This window comes from Pseudomonas oryzihabitans NBRC 102199 (genome assembly GCF_000730625.1).
Lineage (GTDB): Bacteria > Pseudomonadota > Gammaproteobacteria > Pseudomonadales > Pseudomonadaceae > Chryseomonas > Chryseomonas oryzihabitans.
Genome location: NZ_BBIT01000013.1, coordinates 22,436 through 39,405, shown reverse-complemented (window position 1 = coordinate 39,405; position 16,970 = coordinate 22,436). Strand labels below are relative to the sequence as shown.

13 protein-coding genes and 1 pseudogene are annotated in these 16,970 nt (G+C 67.8%); 3 read left to right on the top strand and 11 right to left on the bottom strand.

Translation table 11 applies throughout. From position 1 onward, the window contains the following. Positions 1–56 precede the first annotated feature (56 nt). Both POR01S_RS13925 and POR01S_RS23430 read left to right on the top strand, forming a co-directional pair. Entirely contained in the window at positions 57–644 is a 588-nt protein-coding gene (locus POR01S_RS13925; protein ID WP_007161531.1) for a DedA family protein, read from the top strand. Between the two features lie 115 nt (positions 645–759). Then, positions 760–1,200, top strand: a complete 441-nt coding sequence (locus POR01S_RS23430) for a helix-turn-helix domain-containing protein (protein WP_044342902.1) — start codon at positions 760–762, stop codon at positions 1,198–1,200. Positions 1,201–1,821: 621 nt separating this feature from the next. Here POR01S_RS23430 and POR01S_RS24140 read toward each other — a convergent pair. The 3 genes and pseudogenes from POR01S_RS24140 to POR01S_RS13905 form a co-directional block, all read right to left on the bottom strand. After that, positions 1,822–2,511, bottom strand: a pseudogene (locus POR01S_RS24140) (winged helix-turn-helix domain-containing protein); the annotation flags it as partial. A gap of 181 nt (positions 2,512–2,692) precedes the next feature. Continuing rightward, a complete protein-coding gene (locus POR01S_RS13910; RefSeq protein WP_169853366.1) occupies positions 2,693–3,646 on the bottom strand; it encodes a GlxA family transcriptional regulator in 954 nt (317 codons plus the stop codon). A 231-nt stretch (positions 3,647–3,877) separates the two neighbouring features. Next, positions 3,878–5,380 (bottom strand): MFS transporter, encoded by a 1,503-nt coding sequence (locus POR01S_RS13905; RefSeq protein WP_042136542.1) that lies wholly within the window; start codon positions 5,378–5,380, stop codon positions 3,878–3,880. 141 nt (positions 5,381–5,521) lie between these two features. Here POR01S_RS13905 and POR01S_RS13900 point away from each other — a divergent pair, with 141 nt between their 5' ends. Next, positions 5,522–6,445: a LysR family transcriptional regulator gene (locus POR01S_RS13900; protein ID WP_042136540.1), complete on the top strand. Its 924-nt coding sequence runs from the start codon at positions 5,522–5,524 to the stop codon at positions 6,443–6,445. Here the strand turns inward: POR01S_RS13900 and POR01S_RS13895 are convergent. The 8 genes from POR01S_RS13895 to POR01S_RS13860 all read right to left on the bottom strand — a co-directional run bounded on the left by POR01S_RS13895 (position 6,426) and on the right by POR01S_RS13860 (position 16,928). Beyond that, a complete protein-coding gene (locus POR01S_RS13895; protein ID WP_042136538.1) occupies positions 6,426–7,544 on the bottom strand; it encodes a metallophosphoesterase in 1,119 nt (372 codons plus the stop codon). The genes POR01S_RS13900 and POR01S_RS13895 overlap by 20 nt on opposite strands. A 98-nt stretch (positions 7,545–7,642) precedes the next feature. Next, positions 7,643–8,935, bottom strand: coding sequence for an NTP/NDP exchange transporter (locus tag POR01S_RS13890; RefSeq protein ID WP_042136536.1), 1,293 nt, complete (start codon positions 8,933–8,935; stop codon positions 7,643–7,645). Further along, positions 8,936–9,853, bottom strand: a complete 918-nt coding sequence (locus POR01S_RS13885; protein ID WP_042136534.1) for an aldo/keto reductase — start codon at positions 9,851–9,853, stop codon at positions 8,936–8,938. Between the two features lie 288 nt (positions 9,854–10,141). Next, positions 10,142–11,218: a UV DNA damage repair endonuclease UvsE gene (gene uvsE / locus POR01S_RS13880; RefSeq protein WP_042136532.1), complete on the bottom strand. Its 1,077-nt coding sequence runs from the start codon at positions 11,216–11,218 to the stop codon at positions 10,142–10,144. 421 nt (positions 11,219–11,639) lie between these two features. Next, positions 11,640–12,908, bottom strand: coding sequence for a DUF445 domain-containing protein (locus POR01S_RS13875; RefSeq protein WP_027599144.1), 1,269 nt, complete (start codon positions 12,906–12,908; stop codon positions 11,640–11,642). A gap of 49 nt (positions 12,909–12,957) precedes the next feature. Beyond that, entirely contained in the window at positions 12,958–14,067 is a 1,110-nt protein-coding gene (locus tag POR01S_RS13870; protein ID WP_042136530.1) for a Gfo/Idh/MocA family protein, read from the bottom strand. 220 nt (positions 14,068–14,287) lie between these two features. Then, positions 14,288–15,313: an ABC transporter permease gene (locus POR01S_RS13865; protein ID WP_007161522.1), complete on the bottom strand. Its 1,026-nt coding sequence runs from the start codon at positions 15,311–15,313 to the stop codon at positions 14,288–14,290. A gap of 61 nt (positions 15,314–15,374) precedes the next feature. After that, on the bottom strand, positions 15,375–16,928 hold the full coding sequence (locus tag POR01S_RS13860; protein WP_042136528.1) for a sugar ABC transporter ATP-binding protein: 1,554 nt from the start codon (positions 16,926–16,928) through the stop codon (positions 15,375–15,377). Positions 16,929–16,970: the final 42 nt, after the last annotated feature.

Sequence of the window (16,970 nt, the reverse complement as noted above, 5' to 3'; positions counted from 1 at the left end):
AGCAGGCGCCAAGCCCGGAGGCCGCTCAGTCGGCCTCCCCTTGCCGAGAACGCGCCATGAGCACCCAAGCCCTGACCTCCCTGGTGGCCGGTAACGCCACCCTCTGGCTGACGCTGAACGTCTTTGGCGAACAGCTGGGCCTGCCGGTACCGGCCTATCCCTCGCTGGTGGTGATGGGCGCGGCGGCCGATGAGGCCGAGTTGCTCCTGGCGTTGCTGGCTACCGTGGCGGTCACCGGGGTGGCCGATCTGCTCTGGTACTGGGCCGGTCGGCGGCATGGTGCCTGGCTGCTGCGCCATCTGCCGGGGCATGTCCCGGCCGCCACCCGCCTGCCCGGCCTGCTGCTGGTGGCCAAGTTCATTCCCGGCGCCGCGGCCCTCGCCACCCTCAGCGCCGGGGCCAGTGCCATGCCCCTGCGGCGCTTCCTGGCCTACGACCTGGGCGGCGCCACCCTGTGGATCGGCTCCGGTCTGGCCCTGGGTCGGCTGTTCGAGGCGCACATCCTGGCCCTGCTCGACGGACTCCAGGCCTATGGCCCGGCGCCCCTGCTGCTCGCCGGACTGCTCGGTCTCGCCCTGCTGGGCTGGCACCTGCTGGCCCGCCGGCACGCTCGGCCAAGTCCGTCGCGACAGTATTGCGCCTAGACGGTTGCCGTCTTAACGCTAATTAACGATAGCCAACTCGCACGTCAGACAACTGCACGGAATCATTCTCATCCAGGCGGTCGCGCCACGCGGCTGGTTTGATAGGGAGAGCGCCATGTCCATGACCGTCGATAGCACCCTGGCTCTATCCAGTACCCGACTGGTCGGTTTGGCAGCCTGGCAGGAACGGCTGGCCAAGGAAGTCCTGCTGCAGCATCTGGAGCGCGGCATCAGCGTCAGCCAGGTCGCCTCCGTCTGCGGCCTGTCGCGCAGTCACTTCACCCGCCAGTTCAAGCTCAGCGCCGGACTCGCCCCCCTGGAATGGTTGCGTCAGCAACGCATCGACCGTGCCCGGCACCTGCTCGCCGAGCACCGACTACCCCTGGCGGCGATCGCCCTGGAGTGCGGCTTCTTCGATCAGGCGCATCTGAGCCGGGTGTTCACCCGCGCCGTCGGGGTCCCGCCGCTGGCCTGGCAACAGCAGGCCCTGGAGCGGCGGTTGCTGACGGAACTGGCGCAGGTGCAGCCGCAGCATGGCCAGCAGGCGGTAGCCTAGGGCCGCCCCGCTGCCTTCGACCAGGATCAGCGACTTGTCCACCAGTTGCCCCAGCAGGGGGATGAACAAGGCCTCCTCCAGCCCGCGCTGCGCCGCCAGGCGCAGGGCCTGCTGACGACTGAAGCGCTCGCCGGCCTCGGCCAGGGTCGCCAGCACGGCGAATTCCGACTCGCTCAGGCTGTGCAGACTCCAGTCGAGCATGGCGCCAAGGCTGCGCTGGCGTTGCGCCGCCGTGCGCCGTCCGGCCACGCTCAGGTAATAGCCGCCGTCGAGTTGCGCCAGTACCCCCGCCAGGCCCAGCGCCGCCACCTGCTCGGCCAGGATCTCCAGCGCCAGGGGCACGCCTTCGCTGCGGCGGCAGATCTCGCCCACCAGCTGCACGTCGGCCGGCCGCAGCTGCAGCCCCGGCAGGCGCGCCCGGGCACGTCGGACGAACAGGCGAAAGGCCGGCTCGCGCATGGCGTCGCGCAGTTGCCGCGCGGGTGGTTGCGCGACCGGCAGCGGCGCCAGGCGCAACACGGCCTCGCCTTCCACCCGCAGGGCTTCGCGACTGGTGACCAGCACCCTGAGTTGCGGACAGCCCTGCAGCAGGTTTTCCACCAGCCAGGCCGCGGGTTCGACCAGGCGCTCGGCGTTGTCCAGCACCAGCAGCAGGCGCCGCGTGGCCAGCGCCTCCTGCAGCGCCGGCAGGCCACTACCGCTGGCCAGGCCCAGGTCACTGGCGAGACGGTCCACCAGCGCCATCATGTGGCCCAGCGCCGCAAGATCGAGACTCTGGATCCCGTCAGCGAAGTCTTCCAGCGTGGGCAGCAGGTGCTGGACCAGCAGCGACTTGCCGACACCGCCGGTGCCCACCACCGACACCAGGCGACGTTGCGCGAGCAGACGGCGCAATTCGACCAGGCTGGTGTCGCGCCCCTCCAGGGGCGTCAGGGGCAGCGGCGTCTCGGCCAGCGGCGTGAGGTCCGCTTCGTTCAGGCGCTCCACCGCCAGGGCGAAGCCGTAGCCGCGCTGCCGGGCGCTGAGAATGGGATCCCGATCGCTGTAGGGCCGCAGCACCCGGCGCAGGGCCGAGATGTGCACCCGCAGATTGATGTCCTCGACGACGGCGCCGGGCCAGACCCGGGCCATCAGGGTCTGCTTGCCGACCAGCTCGCCGGGGTGCTCCAGCAGCACCCGCAGGATATCCAGTGCGCGCCCACTCAGGGGCAGCGGCCACTCGCCATCCAGCAGCAGGCGCCGGCGCGCATCCAGGACCAGGCCGCAGAAGCGGAAGGCACTGGCGTCTTCCAGGGACTTGGGCTCTTGCATGACCATGTCGCGCCCCCTCGCTGCGGGTCCTGCGGGCACCTGGCTCCGCAGCCCCTCGCCGGTAGGCGCCTCTCCTTGCTGATAGGTATGACCATTCTGGCCGCTGCCCAGGCAAGGCGTATGACGATCTACGGCCAGAAGCTGCCATCGATGGGCGTGATACCGCCATCCGCAGCTGCGTTCAGCTGAACTGGTAGCGGTACTGCGCCGGGGTCAGCCCCAGATGGCTCTGGAAGGCGGCGCGCATGCAGCGATCGCTGGCGAAGCCGCTGCGAAAGGCCACGGTCTTCAGCGGCAGCTCGGAGGTCTCCAGCAATTCGCGCGCATGATCGATGCGCGCCCTGAGCACGAACTCCAGGGGCGTCATGCCGGTGTCGCGCTTGAACACCCGGGCGAAGTTGCGGGTGCCCATGGTGGCGAGTTCGGCGAGCCGGCTGATCGAATAGGCCTGGTCGATGTTCGCTACGACATGCTGCTGCACCCGGGTGATGGCGGTGGTCGCCTCCGGCTCGTCGAACAGCGGACTGAACTGGGCCTGCTTGCCCTGCCGCTGGGTCACCACCACCAGCACCTTGGCCACCTCCCGGGCGATGGCCTTGCCGTGGTCTTCGGCCACCAGCGCCAGCGCCAGGTCGATGCCGGCGGTGACTCCGGCCGAGGTGAGCAGCGGGCCGTCGCTCAGGTAGATCTCATCGGCGGTCACCTGGGCGCGGGGAAAACGGCGCGCCAGGCGTTCGCGATAATTCCAGTGGGTGGTCACCCGCCGGCCATCGAGCAGACCGGCGCTGCCGAGCAGAAAGGTGCCGGTGCAGACCGCCCCGTAGCGCGGGCACTGCGCGGGCACCTGCCGTAGCCAGGCCGCGACGTCGGGATGGGGCTCCAGATAGGCACCCGGCCCGCCGGGCACCAGCAGCAGGTCGTAGGCTCCCGGCGGCTGCTGGGTGGTGAGCTCCGTGCGTATCGTCATGCCATTCGAACAACGCAGGGTCCGCCGCCGCCCCGCGGCGATGGTCACGATGCGATAGTGGTCGGCCGCCGGCAGATAGCGATTGGCGATGGAGAACACCTCCACCGGCCCGGCGAAATCCAGCATCAGCACCTCGGGGACCAGCAAGAAAGCCACTGTCCTCGTCATGGCGATACATCCTTATCCGTGTTGCAGTTTGTCCTTGGACGCTGGCGCGTCCTGGTGAAGTTGAGGTGAGGATAAGAACTTACGCCATGAGGGCAAGGGACTTTTTCCGTGTAGATCACGGATTCACGCTAGAAACTTTGGGGTATTCGGCCCTGCTGAACAGTGGTGGCCAGGGGATCATCCAGGCACCGTCGGGTTGGATGATCCCTTGGCCAAACCTGCCGAATCGCTCTAGCTTGGGCGTGTGGGCCTGAGCATCAGCAGCGTGACCAGCCCGATCAGCGCGGTCACCAGACTCGCGCCTTGCAGCAGGGTAGCGAAGCTATGCAGGTAAGCACCTTGGAGCACGGCGGACGTGGCCAGAGGTAGATTCTCGAGATCGCCCAGCGCCACTTGCTGAGCCAACGCCAGCCTCGCCGGGGCGGACCAGTCGGCCAGCCCCTGGGCGAGCTGCCCTTCTATCAAGGTGCTCAAGATCGCCAAGGCCATCGCCAGGGCGACCCCCTCCCCCGCGACCCGAGTGGTATTGAAGATACCGGCGGCCATGCCGGCCCGCTCCTTGGGGACGACACTGAGCGCCAGGCCATCCATCAGCCCCCAGGGCAACCCTGTCCCCAGGCCGATCAAGGTCAGGCACAGCAGCAGCGCCGGCAGTTCGCCACCCACGGGGAGGCGGCTGAGCGCCAGCAGACCCATCGCCGCGAGTAGGAAGCCGAAGCCACAGAGGTAACCGGCAGGCAGCCAACGCGTCAGCCAGGCCGCCAGTAGCGGGACCACCAGCAACGGCAGGGTCAGGGCCAGCAGAATCAGACCCGCCTGGGTCGCCCCCAGGCCTTCTACCCCGATCAGACGCAGGGGCAACAGGACGATGAAGACGATGTAGCAGACGCAGGTCCCGATGGGCAGCAGCTGCACCCCGAGAAAGCGCGGCAGGCGGAACAGCCGCAACTCCAGCATCGGGCGTCGACTCCTCAGCTGCCCGCGCACGAACAGCAGCAAGCCAAGCGCGGTGAGCAAGAGCAGCGACGTCACCTCGAGCGACGTCCATCCCTGGTGCGGCCCCAGAATGATGGCTGAGGTGAAGGCGATCAGCGTACCGGAGAAGTACAGTACCCCCGGAACATCGAGCCGACTCGCCTGCGGATCGCGACTCTCCCGCAGCCACTTCCAGGCGACCAGCGCGGCACTGCCGGCCAGCAAGGCGATACCCAGGAAAATGGCCCGCCAGCCCCACTCGTCCAGCAAGATCCCGGAGAGCAACGGACCAAAGGCCAACCCCAGTCCGAAGGTCGTGCCGAGCAGGCTGAAGACCCGCGTGCGCGCCGCCCCCTCGAATTCCTGTGCCAGGGCCGCGCTGCCTCCCGCCAGGGCCGCGGCGGCTGCCACGCCCTGAGCGGCTCGCAAGCCATCGAACCAGAGGATCGAAGGGGCCACCGCAAGCAGCAGGGAGACCAGGGTGAAGCTCGCCACACCGGCGAGAAAGAGTCGCTTGCGGCCATAGCGATCGGCCAGGGTTCCCGCAGCCATGAGCAGGCTGCCGAAGCTGAGCATGAAGGCATTGGTGATCCAGGCCATAGCCACGGCATCGGCGTGCAACGCCGCGCCTATGGCAGGCGTTGCCACCGCACCGCCCGTGAAACTCAGCGGCAATACCAGGGCGGCCAGGCAGATGGCGAAGACGATCGGATAACGAGCGGGCGCCATGGGCATGGCCACAGCTGGAGACCTGTACATGAAGAGAGTCCTGCGAATTCGGCAGTGGGCCAGACTGCCGGGGTGAGCGCGCGACGGGCTTTGATCCACCATAACCAGGAAGCAATCGGGGATAAACAGGGCTAACATCCACTGATAACGGAGCAAAAGGACTCAATCGGAATGGACAGCCTGACCAGCTTGGTCGCCTTCGTGAAGACCGCGGATGCCTTGAGCTTCGTCAATGCCGGCCAGGCCATGGGCATCTCGGCGTCCGCCGTCGGCAAGAACGTGGCCAAGCTCGAAGCCTCGCTGCAGGTGCGACTGTTTCATCGCAGCACGCGCAAGGTCAGTCTCACCCCGGAAGGTGCCCTGTTCTACGAGCGCTGCAAGCGGGTTCTGGATGAGCTGGAGGAGGCCCGGGCGCTGCTCTCCCAGACGGCGCGAACGCCCCAAGGCCGACTCAAGGTCAGCCTGCCAACCATCGGCTATCGTTTTCTGCTTCCTCACCTCGCTCCCTTTCGAGAGCACTATCCGCAGATCGAACTGGAGCTGGACTTCAACGATGAGCTGGTGGATGTGATCGACGCAGGTTTCGATGTGGTCATCCGCAGCGGTGGCCTGGCGGATAACAAATTGATGGCCCGGCGCCTAGGCCCCTTCCGCTTCCTGCTGTGCGCCGCACCCGGCTATCTACAAAGGCGTGGTCATCCCACTTTCCCGGCAGACCTGGAGCGGCATGACTGTCTGCGCTACCGCTTCGTGACTACCGGCAAGATCATGGATTGGAGCCTGTCAGCCGACCCGTTGCTTACCCGTTTGCACCTGCCGGCCACCCTGGTCCTCAACAACATGGAAGCCATCCTCATGGCGGCGCAGAACGGCCATGGCATTGCCTTCATGCCGGACTTCCTGGTGCGAGAAGCCCTCGCGGCGGGCCGGCTGGAGACGCTGCTGGATGCCTATACCCAGGACGAAGGCCAGTTCTGGGCGCTCTGGCCTTCCAGCCGCCATCTTTCCCCCAAGGTCCGGGTGTTCGTCGACTTCATCGAACAGCGGCTGTTCAAGGCCGCTGTCAGAGCCAACCCTACCCCCGCCGCAACCTGATCAGGGTGATCTCGCTCGGCGCGCCGAAACGCAGCGGCGGGCCCCAGTAGCCAGTGCCGCGGCTGATGTAGACGGTCAGTCGACCCAGGCGGTGGATGCCGGCCACCCAGGGTTGCTGCAGGCGCACGAAGTGCATCCAGGGCCAGAACTGGCCGCCGTGGGTGTGGCCGGAGAGCTGCAGGTCGGCGCCGGCGGCTTCGGCCTTGGGCGCCGAGCGCGGCTGATGGGCCAGCAGCAGGCGGAACAGGCCTTCCGGGGTGCCGGCGAAGGCGGCGGCGGCGTCGCTGCGGTGGCTGGGCACATAGAGCGGCGCCGAGTAGTCGGTGATGCCGGCCAGCACGAAGGGCGTGCCCTGGTGCTGCAGCACCCGATGCTCGTCGAGCAGCACGGTCAGGCCCTGGTCGCGCCAGGTGCGCACCCAGGCTTCGGCGCCGGAATAGTATTCGTGGTTGCCGGTGATGGCGTAGGTGCCCAAGCGCGCCTTGAGCCCTTGCAGCGGCAGGAATTCGTGCTGCAGTTCAGCCACGCTGCCGTCCACCAGGTCACCGGTGATGGCCACCAGATCGGCGTCCAGGCCGTTGACCCGGTTGACGATGCGTTGCAGATAGCCGGCCTTGATGGTCGGGCCGATGTGCAGGTCGCTCAGTTGCACGATGCGCAGTCCGTCCAGGCCGGAGGGCAGGCTGGGCAAGGCCACTTCCACTTCCTTGACCCTGGCCGTGCGGCGGGCGTTGTAGACGCTGCGCAGGGCCACCAGCAGCACCAGTCCCAGCACCGCCCAGGCACTGCCGACGCGCCAGGCGGCGTCCAGCGGCTGACCGATGAGGCTGGCCAGGGCCACCACCAGACCGCGCAGCAGGCTGAACACCGCCAGGCTGGAGAACACGCCCATGGCGATCAGCGCCGCCCAGGCCAGCAGGCGCGAATTCATGTCCCGCGAACGAAAGCCCAGGGGGACCAGGACGAAGGACAGCAGCAGCAGGGCCCAGAAGGGTAGCTGGGCGGCCGGCGTCAGCCCGAGGTCACCGATGACGCTGAGGCCGATGAACAGGTGCAGGGCGAAGAGAACCAGATACATCATGGCGCGGGAGCGGAACATGGAGGGCCCTGAGGCGAGGAAGAGGCCTTACCTTAGCACCCCGCCGGTCGCCCCTCGGAGCCCCGGTGTGTTTCCGGCTACAACGATTCAGCCGGCATTCAGCGCTGCTCCGCCTCGCCGGCCTGGGCCGCCTGATCCGCGCGCCGGCCCAGGTAGAAGCCGAGCCAGGCCCAGAGCGCCGCGCAGCCGGCACCCACCAGCGCCGGCAGCCAGGCGCCGTGGCCGAGCAGATCCAGCAGACTCTTGGCCCAGCCGCTGGCGGCGTCACCGGCGCGATAGACCACGGTGTCGATGAAGTTCTTGGCCTTGTACTGGGTCTCGGCGTCCAGCGGCGCGAAGAGCATCTCGCGGCCCGGGCGGATGAAGGCGTATTCGCCGATCCGCCTGACGATCATCAGCCCCGCCAGCACGGCGAAGGTGGGCAGCAGCGCGAGGCCCAGGAAGCCGATGCACATCAGCAGCGGCACCCCGGCCAGCAGCACCCGCACCCCGAGGCGCTGGGCCAGGCGACCGGTGATCAGCACCTGGCTGGCCAGGGCACCGGCCTGGACCACGAAGTCCAGCAGGCCGAACACCTGCACCTGGCGAGCGCGATCGGGAAACAGCTCGGCCACCAGTCGCGCCTGCTCGAAGTAGAGAAAGGTGCTGACCGTGGCCAGCAGGATGACGAAGGCGCTCACCGCCAGCAGATAGGGCGAGGCCAGCACCCGGGTCAGGCCGCTGAAGGGATTGCCGGCCACCGGGCGACGTGGGCTTTCGGTCGGCGGCGCACCCGGGCGTCCGGCACCGCGGGTCTCGCGCCAGCCCATCAGATAGGCCTTGAGCCTGAGCGCCAGGAGCAGCAGCGCGGCGGCCAGCAGCGCGAGGCCCGCTTCACCGATCAGGGGCGCCAGGGCGGCGGCCAGCACCGGCCCGAGCAGCCCGCCGACACTGGCCCCGGCGGCGATGAAGGCGAATAGCCGCCGCGCCTGGGCGCCGTCGAAGACATCGGCCATCAGACTCCAGGCCACCGAGACCACGAAGAGGTTGTAGACCGAGATCCAGACATAGAAGGTGCGTGCCAGCCAGACGCTGTCGCCCAGGCTGGCGAAGCAGGCGGCGAAGGCTAGGAGGTTGAGGGCGAAGAAGCCGTAGACCCAGTCGACGAAGCAAATCCGCGCCACCCGCGAATTGAGCCAGGCGAACAGCGGCACGGCGAGCAGCATCACCACAAAGGTGGCGGTGAACAGCCACTGCAGATTCTCCACGCCGCCGGCGATGCCCATGGCCTCGCGGATCGGCCGCAGCATGAAGTAGCCGGCGAACAGGCAGAGAAACAGCGCAAAGCCCGCCAGGGCTGCGGACGATTCACCGGCGCGGGCGTCGAGGACGCGACCGAGCCAGTCCTTCATCTAGGCGAACAGCCCGGCGATGGCCTCGCGCTGGCGCGCATCGGGCAGCCGCCCGCGTCCGGCCTGGAGGTTGTCGACCATGTAGCGCGGATTGCTGGTGGCGGGGATCACCGCGGTCACCGCCGGGTCGGCGAGGATGAACTTGAGCAGCAGCTGCGCCCAGTTGGTCGCGCCCAGTTCGGCCGCCAGCGGCGGCAGTGGCTTGCCACGGGTGCCGGCGAGCAGGTTGCCGCGCTGAAAGGGTCTATTGATCAGCACGGCGATGCCCTGGTCGCGGCAATAGGGCAGCAGGCGTTTTTCGGCTTCGCGCTCGCCCACGGAATAGTTGAACTGCACGAAGTCGACCTTTTCCTTTTTCAAGGTAGCGAGCAGATCGTCCAGTGCCGCTTCGCGATAGTGGGTGACGCCGACATAGCGCACCTTGCCGGCCTGCTGCTGTTCGCGCAGCAGGGCCAGTTGGTTGGCGGTGTCCTGCAGGTTGTGCACCTGGACCAGATCCAGGCGCTCGGTCTGCAGGGCCCTGAAGCTGGCGGCCAGTTGCGCCGCGCCGCGTTCGCGGCCGGTAGAGGAAATCTTGGTGGCGAGAAAGACCTCGTCGCGGGCCTGGGCCCGCCTGACCAGCTCCCCGGCCACCAGTTCGGAATTGCCATAGCTGGGCGCGGTGTCGATCAGGGTGCCGCCGCCGTCGAGCAACGCCTTGAGCACCTCCTGCAGCGGCGCCAGGGTGGCGTCGTTCAGGTCGACGTCGAGATTGCCCGAGGTGCCGAGGCCGATGACGGGCAGCGCCTCGCCGGAGCGCGGAATCTTGCGGGTCAGCAACGGCTCGGCGGCCTGGGCGCTCTGCCACAACCAGGGCGCGGCGGTCACGGCCGCAGCCAGGGCGGTGGTGGTCTGCAGGAAATGGCGACGGGTCGGCATGGCGGGCCTCGCGACGATCGGATTCGGAAAGGTGACCCTTGAGTTAAGCGGTTCTTCCGGCCGATCGCCCGCCCGGCTCATTGCGGCATGTTGCGGCGCTCTTGCAGGTTGGGCTGAGCGCAGCGAAGCCCAACACCGCCCAAGGTTGGACATCCCTGTTGGACTTCGACGATGGAGCCGTCCCAGACCAACCTACGTGGCTAGCTCCCGTAGCGTGGACAACGGCGTAGCCTTGTCCACTAATGGCATTAGCGCACACCTGTGGAAAACGCTGCGCGGTTTTCCACGCTACGGGTTGGCGGCATCCTGGCCCGCAAGGATGTCGTGATCCGCTGGTGGCAGGCTGCCGTCGCCGCCCAGGTAGCGGTCGTAGAAATCCCGCACCGTGACGTTCTTGTGCTTGGCTTCGAACATGATGTCGAAGCGGTCAAGGAACTGGCAGGCGTAGCGATTGCACCAGTCGTTCCACATCATGTCGCTGTGGGCATAGAGCAGCCGCTTGCTGATCTGCTGCAGCAGGAACTTGATGTCGATGCGCTCGCTGGGCGAGACGCCCATTTCCATCAGCGCCTCCGGCGGCTGGGAGTAGTGCATGGCCGGACGCACCCCGCGCCAGCTGTCGATGATGCGCGCCACCCGCGGCTCCCAGGGATCGATGTAGGCCTCCTCGTGGATCCAGCAGTGGTGGATGTCCAGCACCACCGGGGCGAGGTCGGCCAGTTGCAGGCAGTCGTCGACGCCATAGGTCTTTTCATCGTTCTCGAAGGTGATGCAGTTGCGCGCCTCGCTGGAAAGACGCGGCCAGACCGCGCGGATGCCCGGCACGCCCAGGCGACCGGCGATGTGCACGTTGCACTTGAAGTCCTGGAATGTCTGGCCGTAGCCCATCAGGCGGATCATGTCGGCGTGGTATTCGAATTCCTTCAGGCTGTTTTCCACCACCTCCGGGCGATCCGAGCCCAGCACGCAGAATTGCCCGGGGTGCAGCGACAGCCGCACATCGCGGCGGCGCGCCAGCTCGCCCAGTCGGCCGAAGCGATCCTCCAGCAACGCCTGCAATTCCTGGGAGCGATAGAAGTAGGCGAATTCGGCGTGGCTGTAGAAGGGCAGCAGGTCGCTGCTCAGGCGCAGCATGCGCAGATTGTCCGGCAGGTCGGCGACGTGCTCGACGAATCTCAGCTGGGCATCGAGGTTGTGGGTGACCACGTCCAGCAACTTGGTCTCGGCGGCGGCGCGCTCGACGCTGCCCAGCCAGCGCAGGGTGGTGGTGCGGGTGTTGAAGGCCCGCTCGACCTGCTCCAGTTCCTTGAGCGACAGGCTGCGCTCGGGGTGACGGTACATGCAGGCAAAGCCGATTCGATACATGGGACGCTCGGGTCAGGGACTCTAGGGATTAGTCCGCGCGGCGCCGCTTGGGTGCGGGTGGGGTGATGGGTGGAGGGGGCCTTGGCGTTTGGCGCTCGGGCTTGCCCTCACCCCGACCCTCTCCCGGAGGGAGAGGGGGTGGTATGGCAAGGGGGGTGACGTTCTCGATGTATCAGCTTGAGCGGCGGCAGCCAGTGGAAAACGCTGCGCGGTTTTCCACGCTACGGGAATCGATACTATCGCGGCCATGGCGGTCCGCCGATGCGGCCGCTCTTAGAGGGGATGAGGCTCTTGTAGGAGCGGCCCATGGCCGCGATGAAGATGCGCCCAAGCCTCCTAGCCCGGACCCAACCACACCGTTAGAGCAGGCAGCGGTAGGGTGGAAAACGGCGCAGCCTTTTCCACGCGTGCTCGGGCTGCCCTACCCCGGCCCGAACCACTGCGTCAGCGCATGCAGCACCAGCCCCACCAGGCCGCCCACCAGGGTGCCGTTGATGCGGATGAATTGCAGGTCCTTGCCGACGCTCTGCTCCAGTTGCTGGACCAGTTCGTCGGTGTCCCAGGCGGCTACCCGCTCGGCGATGTAATCGCCGATGCGCTGGCGGTTGCGGTCGATGAAGGGCGGCGCCACCGCCATCAGCTGTTCGTTGATCCAGCGTCTCATGGCCTCGTCGCGACTCAGGGTCTCGCCCAGTTCGGCCAGCAGCCGGCCCAGGCGCCGGCGGATGCGCGAATCCGGCGCGGCGAGATCCGCCTGCAGCCAGTTCACCAATTCGTCCCACAGCTCCTGCAGATAACCCGCCAGCGCCGGGTGCTCCAGCAGCCGGTCGCGCAACTGCTCACCGCGCAGGCGAAAGGCCGGGTCCTCCTTGAGGCGCTCGATGAAGCCGACCAGATAGCCATCGAAATGCCGCCGCAACTCGTGCTCGCGGTCATGGCTGATCTCGCCGATCAGCCGCGACACCGCCTGCACCACCTTGATCGCCGACCAGCGCCCGACCCGCTCGTCCAGCCCCAGGTATTTGAGGGTGCGCAGTTCGCCGCCAATGGTGCGGGCGATCAGCGCCTGGGTGTCTTCGTCCTGCAGCAGGCGATCAATCTCCTGCAGCACCTCGTCGAGCACCGCCTGGTGGCGGCCGTCGGCGGTCAGCATGTCGAGCAGTTCGCCGGACAGCGCCGCCACGTCCAGGCGCTGCAGCCGCTCCACCGCCACCCGCCGGATGAAGGCCTGCACCCGCACCTCGCGCAGGGCCTCCAGGGAATAGCGGGCCACGCCGGTGGCCTGGCTGGCCACCGCGGCGGCGTTGTCCGGCTGACGCAACCAGCCGGCCAGGCGCCCGGCGGCGTCCAGTTCCTCCAGTTTGGCCAGCACCTGGGGCGTGGCGAGGAAGTGCAGGCAGATGAAGTCCGACAGCTTGCGCCCGACCCCGGCCTTGTTGCGCGGGATGATGGCGGTGTGGGGAATCGGCAGGCCCAGCGGATGGCGGAACAGCGCGGTCACCGCGAACCAGTCGGCGATGGCGCCGACCATGGCCGCCTCGGCGAAGGCGGCGGCGTAGCCCCAGGCCGGATGGCGGGCTTCGAGGGCGGTGGCCAAGCAGTACAGCGCCGCCGCCAGGAACAGCAGCAGCAGCGCGATGAGCTTCATGCGCCGGACCGGGGTGAGGCCGTCGCCGGAGAGTGTGGTCATGGAAAGGGGACAATCCTCGCGCGGGATGATCCCGGCATCCTACCCCAGACTAGAGTCTGACCCAGCGCTCCTCCTGCGCCGATTGCCGCGCGGCCTGGGCCAGGCGCTCCACCTCCCAGGCCTCCTGGAAGTCGACGCCGGTGTGATCGGGGTTGCCGCCCAGGGCCTCCAGCAGCGAGCGGACCTCCAGGGTCTTGAGTTCGTTGTAGCCAAGCTGGTGGCCGGGGGCTGGACAGAAGGCGGCGTAGTCCGGCAGGTGCGGACCGGCCAGCAGGGTACGGAAACCAGCCAGGCCCGGACGGTCGCCGACCTGGTAGAGGCGCAGTTCGTTGAGGCGCTCCTGGTCGAAGCTGAGGGTGCCGCGGGTGCCGCAGACCTCGAAGGCCAGGCGATTCTTGCGCCCGTGCTTGAGCCAGCTGGTGGTCAGGGTGCCGCGGGCGCCATTGGCGAAGCGCAGCAGCAGATGGGCCTGGTCGTCGATCTCCACCGTGCGGGTGCCGCCCTGGTGGGGCCGCTGGCCATGGGCGGTGTGCAGATCGGCGCACAGCGCCGCCACCGGGCCGAGCAGAAAGCGCGCCAGCGACAGGATATGGCTGCCCAGGTCGGCCAGGGCGCCGCCTGCCTGGCGGGTCTCGCAACGCCAGGTGAAGGGTCCCTGGGGATCGCCCATGAAGTCTTCGCTGAATTCGCCGCTGAAGCTGACGATCTCGCCCAGCTCGCCGCTCTGGATCAATTCGCGCGCCTGCTTGAGCATGGGATTCTGCAGGTAGTTGTAGCCGACCCGGTTGACCACCCCGGCCTGGCGCGCGGCGTCGCGCATCCGCGTGGCCTCCTCCAGGCTCACCGCCAGGGGCTTTTCGCAATAGACCGCCTTGCCGGCCGCCAGGGCCGCCAGGGCCATGGGCGCGTGCAGCAGGTTGGGGGTGGTGATGGCCACCAGCTCGACCTGGGGATCGGCGATCAGGCGCTCCCAGTCGCAGCTGCGGACGAAACCCCAGGCGTCGGCGCAGCGGGCGGCGCGTTCCGGATCGGCGTCGGCCAGGGCCACCAGCCGCGGACGGACCGGCAAACTGAAGCTGCTCGCCGCATGATGGAAGGCCTGGGCGTGGGCATGACCCATGAAGCCGGTGCCGATCAGACCGATGCCGATGTCGCGCATGTCGTTCTCCGTCAGAGGTATGGAAAGACCCGGCCGGCCAAGCCAGTAGCCGGCCGGGTAAAAGGAAGGGTGGGTGCAGGCTCGCCCTCACCCCGGCCCTCTCCCGGAGGGAGAGGGGGAAAAGCGGTCGGGTGCAGGCGCGGTCCTCTCCCAGGGAGAGGGGGAAGAGCGGTCGGGTGCAGGCGCGGTCCTCTCCCAGGGAAAGGGGAAAGCGCCAGCCCTAGCGCTTGGCCTTGCGCTTGTTGCGGTACTGGTCGATAACCACGGCGACCACGATGATCAGCCCCTTGATGATGTCCTGGACGTAGGCGTCCACCCCGAGAAAGGTGAAGCCGCTGGCCATGGTGCCGAGGATCAGGGCGCCGATCACGGTGCCGGTGATGCGCCCTACCCCACCCGCCAGGCTGGTGCCGCCGATCACCGCCGCGGCGATGGCGTCCAGTTCGTAGGACATGCCCATGCCGGCCTGGCCGGTGGCGGCGCGGGCCGAAGCCACGACCCCGGCCAGGCCCGCCAGCAGGCCGGCGATGCTGTAGACGATGATCAGGTGCTTCTTGACGTTGATGCCGGAGATGCGCGCGGCCTGCATGTTGCCGCCGATGGCATAGGTGTACTTGCCGTACTTGGTGTAGCGCAGGGCGATGTGGAAGATCACCGCCACCACCAGGAAGATGATCACCGGCATGGCCCCGGCGCCGATGGCGGTGTAGTTGTCGGACAGCATGCTGATCGGCTGGCCTTCGGTGTAGTAGCGCGCCAGGCCGCGGGCCGAGACCATCATGCCGAGGGTGGCGATGAAGGGCGGGATGCCGGTGACGGCGATGATGCTGCCGTTGATGGCACCGGCCAGCAGCCCGACCCCTAGGCCGGCCATGACCGGCACCCAGACCGGCAGGTCGGTCAGCGAGGGAAACACCGCGCGGCCGAAGTCCGAGGTTTGGGCCAGACTCGCCGCCACCATGGCCGACAGCGCTAGCACCGAGCCGGAGGAAAGGTCGATGCCGGTGGTGATGATCACCTGGGTCACGGCGATGGCCAGCAGGCCGATGATCGAGACCTGCAGGATCATCAGCACCAGGCGCTGGGAATTCATCAGGAAACTCTGGTCGCGCAGCACCCAGCCGAAGGCCTCGAAGGCCAGGCCGATGCCCAGTAGCACCAGCAGGATGCCCAGTTCGGTGGGGATGCGGCGCCGTGGGCGCGCGGTGGGTAGCTCGGCGGTTTTCTTGTCCAGGAGGGCACTCATCTTGTTCTACCTCGTTATAGGCCGGAGGCGGCGGGCAGGCACCCGCCGCGCGTGACGCGCGCTAGTGCAGTACGGGATTGCCCGAGGCCAGGTGCATGACCCGCTCCTGGGTGGCTTCGCCGCGATCGAGAAAGCCGGTGACGGTGCCTTCGTGCATCACCATCACCCGGTCGCTCATGCCCAGGACCTCGGGCAGTTCGGAAGAAATCATGATTACCGCCAGGCCCTCGGCGGCCAGCTTGGCGATCAACCGGTAGATCTCGGCCTTGGCACCGACGTCGATGCCGCGGGTGGGCTCGTCGAGGATGAGGATGCGCGGGCGGGTCATCAGCCAGCGGGCGATCAGCGCCTTCTGCTGGTTGCCGCCGGAGAGGTTGGCGATGCACTGGTCCAGCGAGGGGGTCTTCACCCGCAGCTGCTGGCGCATCTCCTCGCAGAGCTGATCGAGGCGCTGCTGCTGCACGAAGCCGCCGCTGGCGAAGCCGTTCAGCACTGCCACCTCCATGTTTTCCCCCACCGACAGGCAGGGAAAGATGCCGGTGTCCTTGCGGTCCTCGGTAAGCAGCGCCAGGCCTTTCTGGATGGCGAGGCAGGGATCGTTCATGCGCACCGGCTGGCCATCGATGCGGATCTCGCCGGCGGTGGCCGGGGTCACCCCGAACAGCGTCTCGGCGACGTTGGTGCGCCCCGAGCCCATCAGCCCGGCGATGCCCAGCACCTCGCCGGCGCGCAGGTCGAAGGAGACGCCGGAAAACACCCCGTCCAGCCCCAGGTCGCGCACCGACAGCAGCACCTCGTCACGCGGCGCGGTGCGTTCCGGGAACAGCTGGGTCAGTTCGCGCCCCACCATCATGGCGATCAGGCCGTCGCCGTTCATGCTGTCGGCGCGCTGCAGGCCGATGTACTGGCCATCGCGGAACACCGCGACCTCGTCGGCGATCTGGAACACCTCGTCCATCTTGTGGGTGATGTAGACGATGCCCTTACCCTGGGCCTTGAGGTCGGCAATGATGGAAAACAGGTGCGCCACCTCGGTCTCGGTGATGGCCGAGGTGGGTTCGTCCATGATCAGCACGTCGCTGTCGTAGGACACCGCCTTGGCGATTTCCACCATCTGCCGCCCGGCGATGGACAGGCTGCCCACGCTGTCTTCCGGATCCAGGGCGATGCGCAGCCGGTCCAGCAGAGCCTGGGTCTGGCGACGCATCTTGCCGTGGTCCACCAGGTGCAGGGCATTGAGCGGTTCGCGACCCAGCCAGATGTTCTCGGCGATGGTCATGAAGGGCATCAGGTTGAGTTCCTGGTGGATCATGGCGATCCCCGACTGCAGCGCCTGCAGCGGCGTCTCGAAGCGCACCGGCACGCCGCGCAGCCGCACCTCGCCGGCATCGGGCTGGTAGATGCCGGCGATGATCTTCATCAGCGTCGACTTGCCCGCACCGTTCTCGCCCATCAGCGCCAGCACGGTGCCGGGACGCACCCGCAGCTGCACGTGGGACAACGCCTTGACGCCGGGAAACTCCTTGGTGACGTCGACGATTTCCAGCAGGTATTCGCTGGGTGCGGCCGTGGGCGCAGGGGCGGGAGCTGTGGCAGGGGTGGCGGAACTGAGCATGATCACGATCTCCTCGCGGGCGCCGACCGGGCGGCGCGGGCC